Origin of the sequence: Gramella sp. AN32 (genome assembly GCF_023718305.1) — a bacterium.
Lineage (GTDB): Bacteria > Bacteroidota > Bacteroidia > Flavobacteriales > Flavobacteriaceae > Christiangramia > Christiangramia antarctica.
The window spans coordinates 196,979-216,737 of the sequence record NZ_QEYO01000007.1 but is presented as its reverse complement, the minus strand read 5'-3'; the positions used below and the strand labels follow the sequence as shown (position 1 = coordinate 216,737).

Sequence of the window (19,759 nt, the reverse complement as noted above, 5' to 3'; positions counted from 1 at the left end):
GTGAAGGCCTCGTGAATAATTTGCAAGAGCTAGAGAAGATAGTTGTTAAAGTGAGTAATGGAACACCAATACTTGTTAGGGATGTTGCTAAAGTTCAATTCGGTCACGGAGTTCGATATGGAGCTGCAACCCGAAATGGAGAAGGAGAAGTGGTTACGGGGATTGTGATGATGCTAAAAGGAGCAAACTCTTCTGCAGTTATAAATGCTGTTAAGGATAAAATTGAACAGATTAAGGAAACTTTACCAGAAGGAGTAACCATTGAGCCCTATCTGGATCGGAAAAAATTGGTGGATCGCGCGATAGGAACGGTAACCACAAACCTTACAGAAGGGGCGTTAATTGTGATTTTTGTGTTAATCCTCTTTCTGGGGAACTTAAGGGGTGGATTGATCGTGGCTTCTGTCATACCTCTTTCAATGCTTTTTGCAATATCAATGATGAAACTCTTTGGAGTCTCGGGGAACCTGATGAGTTTGGGTGCCATAGACTTTGGTCTTATCGTAGATGGAGCGGTAATTATTGTTGAATCTGTAATGTTCGGGATCCATACGGGTAAAAAGAAGTATGCCGGAGTGGAAAAGTTATCTTCTGAACAGATGGATACCGAAGTGAAACGATCTGCTGGAAAAATGATGAATTCTGCAGCGTTCGGGCAAATAATTATTCTAATTGTATATCTACCTATTTTAGCATTGACTGGGGTAGCTGGGAAAATGTTTCACCCCATGGCGCAAACGGTAATGTTCGCTATTCTGGGCGCATTAATTTTATCGCTTACCTATGTTCCTATGATGTCTGCTCTGGTACTCGGTCGAAAGACGGAACATAAAAGAAATTTTTCTGATAAAATGATGGATTTCTTTCAGCGCATTTATAATCCTATTATAAAAGCTGCGCTTCACGCAAAACTTTTGGTAATTGGATTGGCAATAGGGTTATTTGTTATTACACTAGTTGTATTTGCCAATATGGGGGGCGAGTTTATTCCGCAGTTGGACGAAGGGGATTTTGCAGTAGAGACACGAGTTCCTGTTGGTAGTTCCATCGACCAAATGATTGATGTTTCTCAGAAGGCGCAAACTATACTATTAAAAGAATATCCAGATGAAGTATTGCAAGTAGTGAACAAAATCGGTTCAGGAGAAATACCAACGGATCCTATGCCAATTGAAGCAGGAGATATGATGGTTATTTTGAGTCCAAAATCGGAATGGACAAAAGCTGGCGGAAGAGAAGAACTGGCAGCAGAGATGAAAGAATCCCTGTCAATAATCCCTAATGCTACTTTTAGCTTTCAACAGCCCATACAAATGCGTTTCAATGAACTTTTGACAGGTGCAAAACAAGATGTTGTAATCAAAATTTATGGCGAGGATCTTAATATTCTTTCAGATCTAGCCAGCAATGTTGGGAGCAAAATAAAATCGGTAGATGGAGTTGCAGATTTGTATGTTGAGGAAGTGACTGGATTACCACAAATCAATATTCAAATGAACCGTGATAAGATTTCTCAATATGGGATGAATATCGAGGATGTAAACAATGCTATTGAAACTGCGTTTGCGGGTACTTCGGCTGGACTTGTATATGAAGGAGAACGCCGTTTTGATCTAGTGGTTCGATTGGATAAAGATTACCGAACTGATATTACCGATGTACAGAATTTATATGTGAGCACCCCGGAAGGAAGCCAAATTCCGCTAAGTGAAGTAGCAAGCGTTTCCTTTGAACCCGGACCTGTACAAATTCAGCGAGATAATGCAAAACGTCGAATTATTGTTGGCTTCAATGTACGTGATAGGGATGTACAAAGTATCATTGAGGATATCAAACAAATTATGGCTTCGAATGTTGATATGCCAGCAGGTTATTATGTAACCTATGGCGGTCAATTTCAAAACCTGCAAGAGGCCAATCAACGATTGATGATCGCCTTACCAGTAGCCTTGTTGCTGATTTTAATTTTGCTCTATTTTGCTTTTGGCTCAATAAAACAAAGTTTGCTCATTTTTACGGCTATCCCGTTATCTGCTATTGGAGGTGTCTTTGCACTAATCATAAGAGATTTACCATTCAGTATTTCGGCTGGAATCGGATTTATTGCATTATTTGGTGTGGCCGTTTTAAACGGTATCGTATTGGTTGCAGAATTCAACAGGCTAGATGCAGAAGGTGTAACTGATATTTATGAACGTGTCCTTAAAGGAACACGCGTGAGATTGAGACCAGTACTAATGACTGCTACCGTTGCAGCATTAGGGTTTTTACCTATGGCATTGTCAAATTCATCCGGTGCAGAAGTACAAAGGCCATTGGCTACAGTGGTTATTGGTGGCTTGATTACGGCAACTGCATTAACGCTAATCGTTCTACCCGTTCTGTACATTTATTTTACTGATAGAAAAGCTAAATTCAATTTCGGAAGAAAGAAATTAGCTACTTTAATCGTCATTGGTGGCTTATTCTTTCCGGCAATGCAGCTTCAAGCACAAGAAATTAACCAAATACAGGAGCGTGAACTTACATTACCTGAGGCTATTGAACTTGCACTTAAAAACAATAACCGAATTAAGATTGCGCAATATGAAATAGATGTTGAAGAAACAGGAAAGTATGGCGCGATAAGCATTCCTAAAACAGAATTTTCCTACTCAGGCGGCGAATTTAATACGCCTGCGGTAAAAGATAATCTTTATGGTGTTACGCAACGAATCAATTTTCCTACAGTTTATACCAGTCAGTTCAAGCTTGCGAAAGCTAAGGTCAATAGTAGTGAGCAACTGAAAATTATAGAAGAAAATAGACTAATTGCCGATGTAAAAGCTGCCTATTTAAGAACTGTGTTTTTAATGGAAAATAAACGATTATTACAGCGTCAAGATAGCCTTTACGGCAATCTGAATAAGTCAAGTTTGATGCGTTATAAAACAGGAGAATCCACAAAATTGGAAAGCGTAACCTCAGCAGCTCAATCGATGCAAATAAAAAATAAGCTTCAACAGAACGAAGCCGATTTGAGAATCGCACAAAACCGACTACAAGTAGTCTTGAACACTAAGGAGAATATTAGTGTTAAATCCACTGAATTAATCCCTAGTGAGATAAATTTCGATATTGAAAGTCAATCTATAGAACAAAGCCCGTTTTACGCCTATCTAAAACAACAATTAGAGGTAAGAAAACGGGAGACAAATGTGGAAAGGAACAAAGTTTTACCTGATATTATGTTCGGTTATAACAGCCAAACCTTTAATGGTGCTCAAAGTAGCGGGTTAGCAAACCAAAATTTTAGTGATGATGACTTATTTTCATCCTTTCAGGTAGGGGTTGCAATTCCCATTTTTCCTGGGGGGCATCGTTCCAAGATCAAGGCAGCAAAAATTGAAGAGGAGATCGCCCAATCTCAAATTGAGTTGAACCAAACCCAGTTACAAGGGGAACTACAAAATTTGTTACAAGAATATTACAAACTTCAGGGAACTTTGAGTTACTATCAAAATGAAGCGTTGCCACAGGCGGAACTTATTATTAACAATTCAGAAAAGAGCTTTAAAAGTGGAGATGTTTCTTACACGCAATACCTGCAAAACCTCACTTTGGCGAATAGTATTCAAACAGATTATTTAAACACACTTTATCAATATAACCAGTCTATCATAGTAATCGAAGCCTTATTGGGCTTGTAAAAAAGTGATTTCACATTAAAATATATAAAAATGAAAATTCAATTTAGAACAAAAATATCGCTGCTCATTTTATCTAGCCTATTCATATTGGCTTGTGGCAACAAGGATTCCGAAAAAATGGAATCTTCCGAAAAAACTTCGATAAAAGAAGAACAGCCAGTTGCAAACGGATCCAAACAAATCACTTTTACCAAAGACCAATACAATCTTGCCGGAATTGAAACCGGGGAGATTGAAATGAGAAATCTTAGTAATATTATCAAACTGAATGGAGTCATTGATGTAGAGCCTGAAAGTATGGCTTCTGTATCTGCACCTTTAGGAGGTTATTTAAAAACTGCAGGGAGACTACCTGGTGAAGAGATTAAAAAAGGCCAAGTCTTGGCCACAATTGAAAATCCTGAATTTATCCAAATCCAACAGGATTATTTGGAAAGTTTAAGCAAACTCCAATTTCTTAAAGAAGAATATAACCGCCAAAAACAATTGCGGGAAGAAGACATAAATTCTGCAAAAACGTTTCAACAGGTTTCTTCAGATTATAGAATAACACAAGGGCGGGTTAAGGCATATGAACAACAACTTGCGCTTGCGGGAATCAGTAAGAATTCTGTACAAAACGGCAATATATCGCGAACTGCAAACCTTTATGCTCCAATTACAGGTTTTGTGAAGGCAAGCAATGTAAATATTGGTGATTATGTATCGCCACAGGATGTTCTATTTGAACTAGTTAATTTAAACGATGTTCATTTGGCATTGAATGCTTTTGAAAAGGATTTAGGGAATATAGAAGTGGGCCAAACCGTTAAGTTTTCCCTTTCCAATGACAATACTTTTGACCGCACTGCCGAGGTTTTCTTAATTGGAAAAGCCACTGGTATTGACCGTATGACACCGGTTTATTCCCATATAAATGAAGGGGACGAGAAAGGCCTTTTGCCCGGTATGTACGTAAAAGCTTGGATAGAAAGCGGTACCAATAAGCAAAATGCAATTGCCTCTGAAGCTATCGTTCAATACGAAGGAAAAGATTTTGTAATCCTTCAAACCGAAGAAACTGAAGGTGGTTATAAATTTATATTGGAACAGGTTAAAAAAGGAATTGAACAAGAAGGCTATACAGCTATAACTTTTGCCGAAAGTTTTGATGTTAACAATTTTAAGCCAGTGGTAAAAAACGCTTATTCCATCTTGTCTGCTTTGCGAAATTCTGAAGAAGAGGAATAGTTTTAATTTAAAAAATAATTTTGTGATACCAAGATGAAAATTGACAAGGTAATATCCAGATTAACAGAACCCTTTCAGGCTCTGCAAAATAAGTTGTTTGCGAAAGTGTATCTCGCACAGACCATTAGCCTGTTGGGTGATGCCTTTACTTGGGTTGGATTGGCATTATTAGCCTATCAATTTGGGGAAGGAAGGGCAGCTATAATTTTGGCTACGGCACTTACATTGCGGGTAACCGCCTTTATCATCTTTTCACCTTTTGCAGGTGTACTAGCAGACCGGATAGACCGAAAAAAGATCCTGTACACGACCCACTTTATTAGGATGGGACTTGTCGCCTTGCTACCGTTTATTACCACCGAATGGCAAATTTATGTCTTGGTATTCCTTATGAATGTTTTCAATGCTTTTTTTAGTCCTACTTATAGGTCTATAATTCCACAGATAGTTGACAAGAAATTATATCGGCAAGCTATTGGTCTATCCGCTGCCACGTATCAGTTATTGGGAGTTTTAGGGCCAGGATTGGCAGGTATCCTTGCAGTTTGGTTGGGTGCTCGCGAAATATTTTTGGTTGATGCAGCTACATTTATTGTCGCGGGCATTTTGCTTTTAACCCTTCCAAAAGATTTCTTGAATGCAGCTAAGGAAGATGTCTCGAAGAAACACCCTACCACTTGGCAAGATGTTACAAAAGGGGCAAAGCTTTTGTTTCAAAACAAATACATACGTTTTGCGCTATTTATTGAATTGGTGTCGGCGATGGCCGGAGCTTTCATTTTAGTAAATACAATTGTTCTTGTCAAAGGGGGATTGAGCCTTACCGATAGTGATTATGGTTTGATTATGGCCGCCTTCGGAATTGGTGCAACAGTAGCCGCATTCGTTTCCGGAGCCATTGATAAATCCAAATCGAGGCAGGTTTCCTTGCTATTGGGAGCCTTAGTGTTAGGCTTGGCAATTAGTGCCGCAAATTACTTGAATTTCTCTTTGCTCTTTGTGTTCTGGATCTTTGCAGGGTTGGGACAAAGTCTTGCAGAAATTCCTTCGGAAACGCTTATCGGAGAAAATATATCTGATAGTGAACAGGGAAAAGTATATGGTTCGCATTTTGCATTTTCACATTTGTGGTGGGCTATCGCTTATCCAATAGCCGGATTTTTGGGAACCAATTTCCCCGAAAAAGAATTTCTCTATGGCGGCATCATTTCACTAGCATTGTTGTTAATGGTGTTTCTGTTTCTTAGGCCAAAGGAAAGTGTTGCAGGATCAAAACTTTTAAACTGGAGAAAAATAGGTTAAGCCCCAACTAAGAGCATTGGTATTATGGAAGATTACAAAAACAATAAGCCCGTTATTTATAGGTGTAACGGTGCAAACTGCCGAAAGAAAAAAGGAAAACGCTTAGAATACTATATAAAAAAATATAACCTAAAAGATAAAATTGAAGTTGAAAAAATGGATTGCAATAATAGATGCCAACAGGCTCCTGTGCTTCATCTTCATCCAAGCGATATATGGTTTTCAGAAAAAGATTTAGGAACGATCTTTAAAAGGTATATTTTGAATAAAAAATCCAATTAGACTGTATCTAATTCAATTATGGGAAGAGTATCTCAAAAATTAAAAAGCAGTAAATCTCAAAATAAATAAATTATGAAAAAAGTTTTTTTTACCACCATAGTTGTTTTGGCACTATTAGTATCCTGTAAGGAAACTAAGAAGGAAGAAACTGGTCCCAATGTGAATAAGGACAATAATGCAGAAATGGTTAGAACTCAAGACAGCATTCAAATGGCCCGCAAAAAAACAATGGATAGTTTAGAGCAGGTTAAGTCACACGGGCACGCCCATTAATAATCAAAGTCCCATTGCACCATCTGCAATGGGACTTAATCAATTTTATTATGAAAATTAAAAAAATATATGCCTTTCTCTTTCTTTTTCTATGCGGAGCATTTGGTTCAATAGCATATGCGCACGGAGTAGATGAAAACACACAAACGTTTCTATTGGGAAATAGCGGCGTGGCCTTTGGACCGTTTCTTTATATAGGAGCTAAACATATGATTACAGGCTATGACCATCTACTGTTTTTGGTCGGTGTTATTTTCTTTCTGTATAAACCGAAAGAAGTGCTCTTATATGTTAGTTTTTTTACAATTGGTCATAGTACCACTTTATTATTAGGTGTATTAGCCGACATCAATATTAATGCATACTTAATCGATGCGATTATCGCGTTATCCATTGTATATAAAGGGTTTGATAATTTAGGCGGTTTTAAACGGTTCTTCGGCAAACAACCTAATACCAAGGCAGCTGTTTTGATATTTGGATTATTCCACGGTTTTGGGCTCGCAAGTAAATTGCAAGAATTCAAATTTGATAGAGAAGGATTGTTTACCAACCTCATAGGCTTCAATATTGGTGTAGAAATAGGACAATTTATTGCTTTAGCGGTCGTATTGATACTTATAACGGTTTGGAGAAGACAACCCAGTTTTATGAAATTTTCAACAATTACCAATACAGCTTTAATGGCAGCCGGGTTTTTATTGCTCGGCTTTCAATTAACAGGCTACTTTACATCTTAAAAAAAATCAACTATGTCAGAAATGAAACATCCAGTATTGGAAAAAAGTAAAATTATAAAAGCTACCGTCATTTCACTAATCGTCGGTGCGTTATTATTGGTTATAGCTGTTTTGCCAGCGGAATACGGAAGGGATCCCACAGGTGCGGGAAAATTATTGGGATTTAGCAAACTTTACGTTCCCGAAGAAGCCGGCACATCTAGTTTGGGAATTATGGCATCCAATCCTTCTACTGCAATAATCAAACTTGAAAAGGCAGGTTCAGGACCTGATGTGGCCAGACCCATAGAGGCCGATAACCCTCCCCCACCTACACAATTAAATTTACGTGAAGATGAAACCAAAGTGGTTGTCCCAGCAGGAAAAGGAATTGAATTTAAAATAGATATGCTCAAATACGGGAAAATGAAATATGAATGGACTACCGCTAATGGTGAGGTTCTCTATTTCGATTTTCACGGTGAGGTAAAACAAGAAAAAGAAGTAAAGGAAGTTTATTTCGAAAGCTATACAATTGCCAATTCCAACAATATGGTGGGTACTTTTTTGGCCCCATATGAAGGAAAACACGGGTGGTTTTTTAGAAATACCGGTAATGAGGACGTTACGGTTAATTTAAGACTGAAAGGTCAGTATACCTTATAATTTTAAGTCCTGCAATGGTAGGTGAATTTCTACGCCCAATTGAAATAGCTTAGCAGGCACAAATTACAGTTTAGAAATAATTTTCAGTTGTGATTTTGAATAAATCAACAGTAATAATTATTACTGAAAATGATAATTAAACGCATTTCAACGGAACCAAACCCTACCCTATACCGTTAGGTGTGGCCAATGGACAACCAAAAAATAATGAACTTTTAAACTTGAGCCAGTTTTAATATTACTTTATTCAGATAATACACTGTCTATATGATTGTAAAAGAGAATCTTAATTTTCAAGATTGTAAAGAAGCACTATTCTTTTTAAAATCAAAGATTGAAGTACGTGGAGATATTAAAATATATCTGGAAGTAAATGAATTTGTAGGAGATGAACTATTGCAGGAAATCGGTTTAAAATTTAAAGAAAATATTAAAAAGATAGCAATTGTTTGTCGCGATGAATCCATAGAAAATATGCGGATAATAGCAAGGAAATTTTATAGATCCGAAATTAAATTCTTTGAGGTAATAGAAAAAGCACAAGCTAAAAGGTGGGTTCATTTAAAAGCTTGAAATACAATAAAAAATTATCTATGAACCCAAACTAGAATTTTTATCAATGTGGGTTTTTAGATATAGTAATAAAACCTATGATTTGGAAAAACATTTACTTAAGATAATAGATGATTACAAGAATGAGATATTAGATGTAGAGGAATCCAACCTCAATGATTTCAATATTGTTGAAAAAGGAATTACAATATCAAGAAAATATTTACAAAAACTACGGTTATGTATTAGAGATAATGATTTCACTAATAAAGAAAGCGAAATAAGATTCTTTAAAAAACACAAGCCCTATGTTTATAGTAGATTGAAATTCTACGCTAAACTGTACAATTTTTTGATTAATAGACCAGCTGGAACCATCCAATCTCAACAGATTTTTATAGATGAAGAAATTAAAAAGCTTCAAGAAAGTAACCGCCGTAATATCGACTTTATTAAATATTACAGGGAAAAATCTTCGGTTTTAGATGAATTTTACTTTATTAGAGGTAAAGATAAAATCAGTCTGGTTTCAGATACTTCCCATTTCTATACTGATGCTGAATTTTCTACGAGTCACGATAACGCAATTGCTAAAATTATGGCCTATGACCTCTTGATAAATCACTACGTTCAGGAATTAAGTTATTTAAGAGATCAGTCCTACGGTATTTCCAATAAATTAAACACTTTAGCCAATGGTGAGCGCCTTGGCTGGACAGCTTCAAAAACTGACCTGATTGAATTAATTTATGCCTTACAAGCATCGGGTGCAATAAAAAGTGGGACGGCTGGTATTAAAGAGATGGCTTCAGCTTGTGAAGACATTTTTGAACTTAAACTTGGCAATGTATATAGAACTTTTCTCGAAATAAGAGAGCGGAAAATCGACCAAACCAAGTTTATCGATAGACTGAAAACAACACTTTTGAGGCGAATGGAAGAAACGGACGGATAATGTATTTTCAGTTTAAATGTTAAATTCCTTCCCAAGTTGGGTCTTACTTGGGAAAAAATAAAATTAATTTTAGTTATCATCATTTGGTATAGATGATTTAATGAGACATCTCTAAATCAAACTAATTTAAACCATTGAAAATGAGCAAATAAAACTCCCAACTTGGGTGCAACTTGGGATTAAAATCCAATAAACCATCCCAAATTTGTAGAACGAAAGTCAAATCAGGTCAGGGGCTATCAAATTAGTTGGAATCGATACGATAACCCCTTTCTTTAAAACCGTTCTATTATGCCAGCAAATATTATTACCACCGACGACCTTCGAGAATTTAAAATGGAATTGCTCGATGACATTAAGAATCTTCTATCTAAACAAGCAACTGGAAAACTCAAGAAATATCTAAAATCTTCAGAGGTAATGGACCTGCTTCAAGTCAGTCCAGGTACATTGCAGAATCTTCGTATCAATGGTACATTGCCCTATACCAAAGTAGGCGGTATTATCTACTATGATGTAGAGGAAATTCAAGGTGTAATGAACTCGAATCGAGTACAGCACAAGCAAAATTCTTAAAAGATGAACTATATAAAGCTACTAAATGCGGCTTTTGAAAAGTTCTTTTTTGATGACCGCCTCAATCCAACGCACATAAGCCTTTATATGGCACTGTTCCAGGAATGGAACAGTAGTCGGTTTGCAGGTGAGTTCTACGTCAACCGAAGGGATTTAATGCAATGTGCAAAAATAGGCTCAAAATCTACGTACCATAGGTGTATTACCGATTTAGACTCTTGGAACTACCTTTCCTATTTCCCTTCCAATAATCCATATAAGGGCAGTAAAATTAAGATGTCCATTATAGGGACAAGTGATGAACCAGTGACGGGACAGTACAATCCCATATTAGAACAGCTTGCGGAACACTACCATCCCATACGTGAACCAGTTGTGTACCAACACCATCCCAATAATGGACAAGCTGTGGACCCGCACCGTCCCACCAGTGGACAAGCATTGGTATCTACTATAAACAATACCAAACAAGTAAACAATATAAAACAACCAAAGGGCTGGCAGGCCGTTATTGATTTTTTTATTGAAAAAAGTTTTGATGCTAATGAAGGAAAAAAATTCTTCGAGCATTATGAAACTCGGAACTGGCAAACAAGTGATGGAAATGAAATTAGAGATTGGCGTGCCTTGGCCACAAACTGGATGGACAGAACAGAGTTATATGCCGAGGAAAACAAACCAAACAAAAAACAACCGTCCCAAATCAAGGACAACTTGCGAACCACTAAAAACAAAGACTATGGACAACCCCTCTAAAATTATCGAAGGTGGTGTGGAATATTCGCTCGGGAGATTTGATGGCAAAAGCGTTCTCTACGATTTTGATAAGATTCTGATTTACCTGAATGCCAAGGGAAAGTTACTTTTTGGCAAACAATTCAGAATCTATGATGAGGACACGGTTATCATTCGTAAACTATGCTACTATTTCATCAAGGACAAAGAAAATTGCCTGAAAGATGATATCGATCCTGACAAGGGCATTCTTCTTTCCGGACCTGTGGGATGTGGAAAGACCACTTTGATGAAACTATTGCGACATATCGTACCAATGCAACGACCATATGAAATGATTCCGTGCCGGAATGTAGCGTTTAGTTTTAATCATTTGGGATTTAAGACTATTGAGGAATATGGTAACACGAAATTTTTCTGCTTTGACGATTTAGGTGTTGAACCAGCCGGAAGGTTTTATGGCAAGGATCTCAACGTGATGGGAGAAGTGCTCTTGTCTCGTTACGAATTATTTCTGCAAACCAAAAAGAAAAGTAAAACCCACGCCACCACTAATCTCAATGCTGAAGAACTAGAAGAACGATATGGCAACCGAGTACGCAGCCGAATGCGGGAATTGTTTAATTTAATTGCTTTTGATACTAAAGCTGGGGATAAGAGGAGGTGAATTAATTTTACTATTTATAACAAGTCTAAATAAAAATAATTTTTATATTTGGCAAAAATTAAATCATTGACCAATGAAAATCAACTTAAAATTATTGTTTGCCACTCTTAGCTTACTTAGCTCTATTACATACGCACAAACCACATTAACAGGTACTGTCAAAGATGAAAGCGGTGAACCTCTTATGGGTGCTAATATAACCTTAACTTCAAAGCGGGGAACTATTACAGATATTGATGGAAAGTATTCTATTTCCAATATTGAAAAAGGAAATTATACTGTAAAAGTTTTCTTTATAGGGTTTAAATCACAGACCAAGGCGGTAAACGTTTCCAGTCAAGAAATTATCACTCTTGATTTTGTACTTTCTGGATCAAACCAACAGTTGAGTGAAGTGGTAATCACTTCCAACAGAACACGTGAAACTTTAGACGAAGTACCCTCTTCCGTTTCTGTATTAAACTCTCGGCAAATCGAAAACTTGGCCCAAACAAGCAATTCTGTTGCAGATGTATTGACTGAAGTACCAGGCCTAGCATTAAGTTCTAACCGCACTAGCAGTACAGGGCAGACATTAAGAGGAAGAAATATGCTGATATTGATTGATGGAATTCCACAATCCACTCCGCTTCGTAAGGGCGGAAGAGATGTAAATACAATTGATCCCAGTACCCTAGAAAGAATTGAAGTTATAAAAGGTGCCACTGCAATTTATGGGAACGGTGCCGATGGAGGTATTGTAAACTACATTACAAAAAAACCCAATACCACAAAAAAATTAGAAAGCACAACTTCTGTTGGGGCAGAAGGAGCTTTGGTAGATATTGGTAAAACCGTTGGTGCTAACGTATCCCAAACATTCTCTGGGCAACTTAATAAATTAGGATATGTGACCAGCGGAAGCTTTAGACAAACAGGTGTCTACAAAGATGCGAACGGTGTGGTCTTATCGCCATTTTATGGCTTAGGGGAAACCAGTCAGTATAGCCTATTTGGTAAATTGAATTATCAAATTATCAAAAAACAACGGGTGGAATTAATGTACAACTATTTTAGCAGTAATCAAGATTCCGATTACATTCCCGAGGTAGGCGTATATGGAGAAACTCCCACTATCGGGGTTCTTGGCCATGATTTAGGGGAAGACCAGGGAAATAGATATAATCATAATGCACAAGTAATCTACGATTATGATGATATTTTTGGCAATACCGATTTTAGGTCAAATCTTTATTTGCAAGATTTTAAAACTGTTTATGGTTATACAGATAGTTTTTACGATCCCAACTTAGGTTTTGATGGTGGACAGTCCTCAATATTATCTGTCAAAAAAGGAGCAAGACTAAACTTTAAAACACCATATTCCTTCGGTGAAGTAAATGGAAATATTCTTTATGGAGTTGATATTTTAAATGATAAGACTTCTCAAGAATTAGTTGATGGCCGGAAGTGGGTACCCGAAATGGATATGACGAATTTTGCGCCTTATGCACAGTTGAAAACACTTTATCAAAATTTTGTTTTAAAAGCGGGGATTAGACTTGAAAATATCAATATTCAAATTCCAGATTATACTACACTTACCAGGTATAATTTAGGTGAAACAACTCCTAATAGCGGGGGAATAGCTATAACAGGGGGAAAACTGAACTACAATGCCACGGTATTTAATGCTGGGGTACGATATAACAAATGGAGGGTTTTTAAACCTTTTGTTAGTTTCTCCCAAAGTTTTTCCATTGCCGATTTAGGCAGAACATTGCGTTCGGCAACGGAAAATACCGTTACCCAGATTAATTCTGAAGCCGTGATTGCAAATAATTATGAAATTGGTTTCAATACACATTTAGGAAGAACCAGTTTGAGCGGTGCATATTTTATTAGTACCTCCAATTTAGGTTCTACTTATAGCGAAACTCCAAGCGGTGCCTTCGAAATCTTAAGGCAACCGGAAAAGGTATATGGATTTGAACTTTCTTTGGATACCGAACTTTCAAGAAATATAAATTTTGGGACATCGGTTTCATACACAGAAGGGAAAATAGATACTCAGGACAATGGAGATTATAACACTTTTATAGGGGGCGATAGAATTCCACCATTAAAACTAGTTTCTTACTTGTCCTACAAGTTGGCAAATAAATTCGATGCACGCCTAACACATATTTACAGTGGCGACAGAAATCGCTTTGATCCTAATGAAAATGGAGGATATACTTATGGTAAAGGCCCGGTCAACAGCTTTAATATATTTAACCTTACAACAAATTATCAACTTACCCCTACTACGGAAATAGGCGTTGGAGTTAGAAATCTATTGAATGAAGATTACTATCCCCCAATTTCTCAATGGAATGCAAGGGATTCCAATTACATTAAGGCAAATGGGACGCAATTTAATGTATCTCTTACTGTAAACTTATAGTAGTAATTTAATGAACAACAGAACCCTATTAAAATACCACTCCTATTTCGGGATCGTTGCAGGTGTATTCTTGTTCGTTATGGGTATTACGGGCTCTGTATTAATCTTTACTGAAGACATAGACCATCTGCTTTTTAATAAGTATGAGGCTGAAATCAATACTACCGACTTACAATTAGACAAAGCCACAGCAACGGTTCAGGATAAATTTCCTAATTGGGATACCAGGATAATCAAGTTTGAGAAAGGCAAAACTATTTTATTCAATATAAGAAGACCGGAAGCAAGAAAATATGTTTTTGTTCATCCCAGTACCGGTAATATTATCAAAACTATAAATGCCAACACCCATTTTACCAAATGGCTTTTAAAGTTCCATTATTCATTACATACCGGGATTATTGGTAGGTTTTTAGTGTTCTTTGCAGGGATTGCCTTTTTTCTATCTCTGCTTACAGGGATTATCCTTTATCGTAAAATGATTGTCAAAACACTTTTATTTCAAGTAAAATTAAAAAGCACCAATAAAAGAACTTTCTACTCAGCCCTACATCGATATGTGGGGGTTTGGGCGTTATTATTGAATCTTGTAATTGTATTCACGGGTATTTTCTTAGCGTATAAAGTTGTTAATTCAGGATTAAGGGAAGGTGTAAAACCTTCGCCTCCCATATTAAAAACATCTTTAGAGGCATCTTTAACTAAAATCAAAAAAGAAGAACCCAACTTCAAAGCCACCTATATACGATTGCCTTCTTCAGAAAAAGGTAAAATAGTTTTTAATGGAACTTTCGAAGAGGATGCGTTTTACCTAAGTAAATATTACAATAAGTTTTCCGTTGATTATATAACTGGAGCTATTGTCAGTATCGATAAAATTAATGAGGCTAGCTTTATCACTAAGTTCAATAGTAGCATCCTGCCCCTTCATTTTGGACAATATGGAGGTTGGATCAGTAAAGTTTTGTACTGTTTCGTTGGGCTTTCCGGTCCTTTTTTATCCATATCAGGATATTTCATCTGGTTAAAAAGAAAAAAATTACTTTGCTGAAAGAGAATTGTACATCAATTCTTTCCAGTGTTTTAACAGTTTTAGCTAACATTCGTTTAGAGCTCGGGCCTTTCCGTAATATTTTTTCCGCAACCAAAAGGAAACACGAACCAATAAAATCAAGGCAGGAACTTCAACTAATGGACCAATTACTCCTGCAAATGCTTGTCCTGAATTCAGTCCAAAAACGGCGATTGCAACTGCAATTGCCAATTCAAAATTATTGCCTGCTGCGGTAAAAGCTACGGAAGTTGTCTTGTCATATTCTGCACCTGTTGCCTTGGTAACGAAAAATCCAATAATGAACATTAAGGCAAAATAGATAAGCAAGGGAATTGCTATAATCACGACATCCATCGGAATTTTTACAATGAGCTCGCCTTTTAAAGAAAACATTATTACAATCGTAAATAAAAGTGCAATCAATGTAATTGGTGAAATTGTCGGGATAAACTTTTGGGTGTACCATTCTTCGCCTTTAAGTTTTACCAAAATCAGTCGGCTCAAAATTCCCATAACAAAAGGGATTCCCAAATAGATTGCAACACTTTCGGCAATCGTGGCTATCGAAATATCTACAATAGCACCTTCAAATCCAAAATAAGGCGGAAGAACGGTAATAAATATCCACGCATAAAAGCTGTATGCAAATACTTGAAAAATACTGTTCAAGGCTACCAATCCCGCGCCATATTCGCTGCTTCCTTCCGCAAGGTCGTTCCAAACCAAAACCATAGCTATACATCGAGCCAAACCAATTAGAATCAGTCCGACCATATATTCGGGATAATCTCTTAAGAACGTGATTGCCAAAACGAACATTAAAACAGGTCCAATAATCCAATTGAGTATAAGCGAAATGGAAAGGATTTTTGTATTTCTGAAAACTTTTGGTAAAAGTGAATAATTGACTTTTGCCAAAGGTGGGTACATCATTAAAATCAAACCGATGGCAATAGGGATATTTGTACTACCGCTGCTGAAGGAATTGACTATTTCTGGAAAGGATGGCGCAAAATAGCCGATACCCACGCCCAATGCCATTGCTATAAAAATCCATAATGTTAGGTAACTGTCGAGAAAGCTTAATTTTTTATTGGCCATATTATTTTTCGATATTTTTTTGATAGTCCTCTTCGCTCAAAAGATTTGAAAGTTCTTCCAAATCCTTAATTTTTATTTTAATCATCCATCCTTCATCAAAAGGTTTTTCGTTTACAAGCGTGGGATTTTCGAGTAAATCCTCATTAATGGCCATCACTTCGCCCATTAAGGGCATAAACAAATCGCTAACCGTCTTTAGTGCCTCTACAGAGCCAAATACTTCATCTTGTTTAAATTCATCGCCAATGTTGGGCAGGTCAACATAAACTATTTCCCCAAGCTCGCTTTGGGCAAAAGGGGTAATCCCAACTGTTCCTGTTTCGTTTTCAATTTTTATCCAAGTGTGCTCTTTGGAAAAATATATATTATTAGAGGTTTCCATTTTTACGAGGTTTTAATATCCGTTTCTCAAATTTTCTGCATAACTGTTTGGCAAAATACTGTCTTCGACCGCTTTTGCTGCTTTTTCAATATCGTATTCAAATTTTACAAATTCTACCGAAATACTGTCTTTGTCCAAAACAGAAGCATTTTCGTTGATTTCCAGAATAACATAGCTACCTCGGTTATCGCTGTCCTTTGGTTTGCCTATTGAACCAATATTGATAGCGTGTCTAAAATGTGGGGTGTTTTCATCTGCCGAATTGAATGTTCTGTGATAGGGTTTATGAGTATGGCCAAAGCACATAATGTCAGCATCGGCTTGTTCCATTATCCGTATCATACTTTTCTCTGCCCTGTCCTCAAAGAGATATTCATTTATTTTTCGTGGACTTCCGTGTACCAGTAGCACATTCAACTGGTCTTCATTTAATTGAAATTCCAATTTGATATGAGCTGGTAGCGTTCTCAAATAGGCTCTGTTATCATCGTTTATCAATTCGTTGGTTAGCGAAATAGAAACCGCACCATTGGCTTTTTCTTCCTCTGTCTTGTAGGCACAACCGCAATCATCACTTTTTCTGCCTATACCAAAATCATAGTTTCCCGCAATTGTTGGAATTTTTCTTTTTCTTATTTCTTGGACAACCTCATTTGGCCAGATATTGTAGCCCACTAAATCGCCAAGACAATAAATTGCGTCTGCATTCCTTTTATCCACATCGTTGAAAAAGGCCTGCAACGCAGGTAAGTTTGAGTGAATATCACTAAACAGAATAATTTTCATAACTATTAAATTTTTTAAGTTTAACAACAACCGCTACTTGGTGCGCAAGAATTAGTTGCTTGAATTTCCGATAATTCCATTTTTGATTTTTCCGTTGGAATACCGCATTGGTCTTTAGCCAAACAGTCGGTTTGTTTAGATGTCAACAAGAAATTGTTTCCGTCAAAATCGAGTCCAAATTTTCCTATAGTTTCGGCTTGGTATTCCACTTCAATTTCTAAATCTTCGATACCCAATATTTTTTCTGAAAGTTCAATGATGCTCAAGTTTTTCTGGATGCAACCTGTGGTCATAATCGTTTGCATTCCACAGTTAAAAATTGGCAACTTCTTCATTACGTACCGTTCCACCACAGTCGATAAAGTGTTTTGTAATCTTACCTACTTCGGTAACGTGAAAATGGTTGGGTACTAAATCGCCATTAGGTAGTTGGAAAGCAATCCTGTCCAATTGGGTAAGCTTTTGTTTAATTTGTGATAATTTCATAATTTTATCGCAATAAAACGATTAAATGGTTTAAATTTTTTTAGCAACATTCATTTTTTGGCAACAAATCTTGTCCTAAAAATACTGTCATAATATCCTTCATTTCTTTCCAGTTGTCCATATCTATACAATAGCAAACACTTGTACCTTCAACTGTTCCCTTTATAAGACCTAAATATTTTAATTCTTTGAGGTGTTGGGAAATTGTGGGTTGTGCCAAACCTATTTCCTTTACTAAATCGCCACAGAAACACGTATCGATTTTAAAAAGGTGTTGTAATATGGCTACTCTTGCTGGATGACCAAATGCTTTCGCAAAGACCGATATTTGGTTTTGCTCATCTGTAAATATTTCGGTTTTCGCCAATCCCATTTCGTTATTATATTAATTCATTGCAATATTACGATTAATTTTTAAATCGTCAAAATTATTTTATCGCATTAAATTCTTAATCTCTCTGAAATAAGCAAAAATAAGTTGCTTTATGCTTCTAATAATTTCGATGAATAGTTCTTTCATAACCTCATTTTTTAAGTTATAATTTCTTTAAAATAGATAGCGCAATGGCGAGCACATTTTCTTTTCTCATTAAATACTGAGCTTCATCTACATTGCTTAAAAAACCCAATTCTATTAGTACCGCAGGACAATAATCTGATGTTTCCCTCAGCACCTGAAAGTTTGCAAACTTCACACCTCTACTTTCATAGCCTATTGTTTTACAAAGGGCTCTTTCAATTTTATAGCCTGCAAATACCGATTCCTTCGAGAACCTTTCTTGTTTTCTCAAAGTATAAACCTCAATACCTCTTGCATCTGGATTATCAGAATGGTTACAATGTAAAGACACAAACAAATCAGCATTTAAGGCTTTGGCCAGTTTGGTTCTGTCTGATAATGAAATTAAAGTGTCTTTATATCTAGTCAAATAAATATCTAAAGGTGTTTCTGGCTTTTGATTTATGCTTAAAATCTCATTTGCAATAGATAGTACCACATCCTTTTCTTGGATGCCATTTATTCCGATTGTACCAGCATCTTTTCCGCCGTGTCCAACATCAATTACAATTCGTTTTTGAGCACTCGTTTCTTGTCCAAAAATGAAGCACATTTTTAGAACCAAAATCACAAAACTGACGTTTTTGAGCACTTTTTTCAATTTCAATTTTCGGTTTATCAACAACTTCCCTTCAAAATACCATAGAATTTGATACCAAATAATAACAACGGAATTCAAACAATATCAAATAATATTTTATTCACAAATATTTGATTTTCAGTTATTTATATTCAAATATATGTAAATTTCCAATAACGAAAATGAACTAAAAATTTAAACTTTTCCGTTATGAAAAAATCACACTATTTAGCATCCATTCTTTCGCTATTGTCCACTTCGCTTTTTGCTCAAATTGGGGGAATTGAAGATTCCGTTAACGATGTGGGCGATACCATACGTACCATTTTTCCAATTCTACTTGGTGTGATTTTTCTAGTTGGTTTCCTGTTTAATGCAGGACACTTTTTTGGGGAAAATGCAGACCTTAAAAAAGGAATTACTAGAGTACTTGTATTTGTTTTAATTGCTGGCGCAGTAGTCGGCATCTTTACTTACCTCATAGGAATTGTTGTGTAATGAAACGCTTCGAGGTCTATAAAAACATTAGGAAAAGGGCAGTCATTTTTGGCTTGCCCATTTCCCTGTTTGCCTTAATGATGGTTTCCATATTGGCATCATTGCTCACAGTAATCTTCTCTTTCAGCTTCGGGATAATTATAGGTATTCTCGTTTTTAACGCTGCGCTATATGTGGCGTTGACAAGAATTACCCACAATCCACAGCTATTCCGAATGGCAAAGGCTTTCCCCAAAATCATT

Annotated in this window: 21 protein-coding genes and 1 pseudogene; 15 read left to right on the top strand and 7 right to left on the bottom strand. The window is 36.5% G+C overall.

What is annotated here, in order from left to right; all coding sequences use genetic code 11:
- The 14 genes from DHD80_RS10430 to DHD80_RS10365 all read left to right on the top strand — a co-directional run.
- Nucleotides 1-3,689, top strand: a 3,689-nt coding sequence (locus DHD80_RS10430; RefSeq protein ID WP_251741107.1) for a CusA/CzcA family heavy metal efflux RND transporter, incomplete at its 5' end; no start/stop codon positions are given.
- Nucleotides 3,690-3,719: 30 nt separating this feature from the next.
- On the top strand, nt 3,720-4,919 hold the full coding sequence (locus DHD80_RS10425; RefSeq protein WP_251741106.1) for an efflux RND transporter periplasmic adaptor subunit: 1,200 nt from the start codon (nt 3,720-3,722) through the stop codon (nt 4,917-4,919).
- A 33-nt stretch (nt 4,920-4,952) separates the two neighbouring features.
- Complete coding sequence (locus DHD80_RS10420) at nt 4,953-6,221, top strand: MFS transporter (RefSeq protein ID WP_251741105.1); 1,269 nt, start codon at nt 4,953-4,955, stop codon at nt 6,219-6,221.
- Between the two features lie 24 nt (nt 6,222-6,245).
- Nucleotides 6,246-6,503 carry a (2Fe-2S) ferredoxin domain-containing protein gene (locus DHD80_RS10415; protein ID WP_251741104.1) on the top strand — a complete coding sequence of 86 codons (258 nt, stop codon included), beginning with the start codon at nt 6,246-6,248 and terminating at the stop codon, nt 6,501-6,503.
- Between the two features lie 72 nt (nt 6,504-6,575).
- The gene (locus DHD80_RS10410) at nt 6,576-6,776 is read left to right on the top strand and encodes a hypothetical protein (protein ID WP_251741103.1); all 201 of its coding nucleotides are present in this window, start codon (nt 6,576-6,578) and stop codon (nt 6,774-6,776) included.
- A 50-nt stretch (nt 6,777-6,826) separates the two neighbouring features.
- Entirely contained in the window at nt 6,827-7,516 is a 690-nt protein-coding gene (locus DHD80_RS10405; protein WP_251741102.1) for a HupE/UreJ family protein, read from the top strand.
- Nucleotides 7,517-7,537: 21 nt separating this feature from the next.
- On the top strand, nt 7,538-8,161 hold the full coding sequence (locus DHD80_RS10400; RefSeq protein ID WP_251741101.1) for a hypothetical protein: 624 nt from the start codon (nt 7,538-7,540) through the stop codon (nt 8,159-8,161).
- A 267-nt stretch (nt 8,162-8,428) separates the two neighbouring features.
- Nucleotides 8,429-8,734 (top strand): STAS/SEC14 domain-containing protein, encoded by a 306-nt coding sequence (locus DHD80_RS10395; protein WP_251741100.1) that lies wholly within the window; start codon nt 8,429-8,431, stop codon nt 8,732-8,734.
- Between the two features lie 82 nt (nt 8,735-8,816).
- Entirely contained in the window at nt 8,817-9,668 is an 852-nt protein-coding gene (locus tag DHD80_RS10390) for an RteC domain-containing protein (RefSeq protein WP_251741099.1), read from the top strand.
- A gap of 291 nt (nt 9,669-9,959) precedes the next feature.
- Nucleotides 9,960-10,244, top strand: coding sequence for a helix-turn-helix domain-containing protein (locus DHD80_RS10385; RefSeq protein ID WP_251741098.1), 285 nt, complete (start codon nt 9,960-9,962; stop codon nt 10,242-10,244).
- Between the two features lie 3 nt (nt 10,245-10,247).
- Nucleotides 10,248-11,000 carry a hypothetical protein gene (locus tag DHD80_RS10380; RefSeq protein WP_251741097.1) on the top strand — a complete coding sequence of 251 codons (753 nt, stop codon included), beginning with the start codon at nt 10,248-10,250 and terminating at the stop codon, nt 10,998-11,000.
- On the top strand, nt 10,984-11,646 hold the full coding sequence (locus tag DHD80_RS10375; RefSeq protein WP_251741096.1) for an ATPase: 663 nt from the start codon (nt 10,984-10,986) through the stop codon (nt 11,644-11,646). Before DHD80_RS10380 ends, DHD80_RS10375 begins: the two co-directional genes overlap by 17 nt.
- Before the next feature lie 73 nt (nt 11,647-11,719).
- Nucleotides 11,720-14,071, top strand: coding sequence for a TonB-dependent receptor (locus DHD80_RS10370; protein ID WP_251741095.1), 2,352 nt, complete (start codon nt 11,720-11,722; stop codon nt 14,069-14,071).
- A 10-nt stretch (nt 14,072-14,081) separates the two neighbouring features.
- On the top strand, nt 14,082-15,122 hold the full coding sequence (locus tag DHD80_RS10365; RefSeq protein WP_251741094.1) for a PepSY-associated TM helix domain-containing protein: 1,041 nt from the start codon (nt 14,082-14,084) through the stop codon (nt 15,120-15,122).
- A 45-nt stretch (nt 15,123-15,167) separates the two neighbouring features.
- Here DHD80_RS10365 and arsB read toward each other — a convergent pair whose 3' ends face one another.
- From arsB to DHD80_RS10335, 6 genes and pseudogenes are all read right to left on the bottom strand, one after another.
- Complete coding sequence (gene arsB, locus DHD80_RS10360; protein WP_251741093.1) at nt 15,168-16,226, bottom strand: ACR3 family arsenite efflux transporter; 1,059 nt, start codon at nt 16,224-16,226, stop codon at nt 15,168-15,170.
- A gap of 1 nt (nt 16,227) precedes the next feature.
- Nucleotides 16,228-16,608: a glycine cleavage system protein GcvH gene (gcvH, locus tag DHD80_RS10355; RefSeq protein ID WP_251741092.1), complete on the bottom strand. Its 381-nt coding sequence runs from the start codon at nt 16,606-16,608 to the stop codon at nt 16,228-16,230.
- A gap of 12 nt (nt 16,609-16,620) precedes the next feature.
- Nucleotides 16,621-17,394: a metallophosphoesterase family protein gene (locus DHD80_RS10350; protein ID WP_251741091.1), complete on the bottom strand. Its 774-nt coding sequence runs from the start codon at nt 17,392-17,394 to the stop codon at nt 16,621-16,623.
- 20 nt (nt 17,395-17,414) lie between these two features.
- Nucleotides 17,415-17,880: pseudogene (locus DHD80_RS10345) on the bottom strand (DUF6428 family protein).
- Between the two features lie 40 nt (nt 17,881-17,920).
- Nucleotides 17,921-18,253, bottom strand: a complete 333-nt coding sequence (locus DHD80_RS10340) for a metalloregulator ArsR/SmtB family transcription factor (protein WP_251741090.1) — start codon at nt 18,251-18,253, stop codon at nt 17,921-17,923.
- Between the two features lie 163 nt (nt 18,254-18,416).
- Nucleotides 18,417-19,040: an N-acetylmuramoyl-L-alanine amidase gene (locus tag DHD80_RS10335; RefSeq protein ID WP_251741089.1), complete on the bottom strand. Its 624-nt coding sequence runs from the start codon at nt 19,038-19,040 to the stop codon at nt 18,417-18,419.
- A gap of 189 nt (nt 19,041-19,229) precedes the next feature.
- Between DHD80_RS10335 and DHD80_RS10330 the strand changes: the two genes are divergently transcribed.
- Nucleotides 19,230-19,517, top strand: a complete 288-nt coding sequence (locus DHD80_RS10330) for a hypothetical protein (RefSeq protein WP_008610937.1) — start codon at nt 19,230-19,232, stop codon at nt 19,515-19,517.
- A gap of 16 nt (nt 19,518-19,533) precedes the next feature.
- On the opposite strand, the gene DHD80_RS20000 is transcribed toward DHD80_RS10330, so the two are convergent.
- A complete protein-coding gene (locus DHD80_RS20000) occupies nt 19,534-19,758 on the bottom strand; it encodes a hypothetical protein (RefSeq protein ID WP_347709968.1) in 225 nt (74 codons plus the stop codon).
- Nucleotide 19,759: the final 1 nt, after the last annotated feature.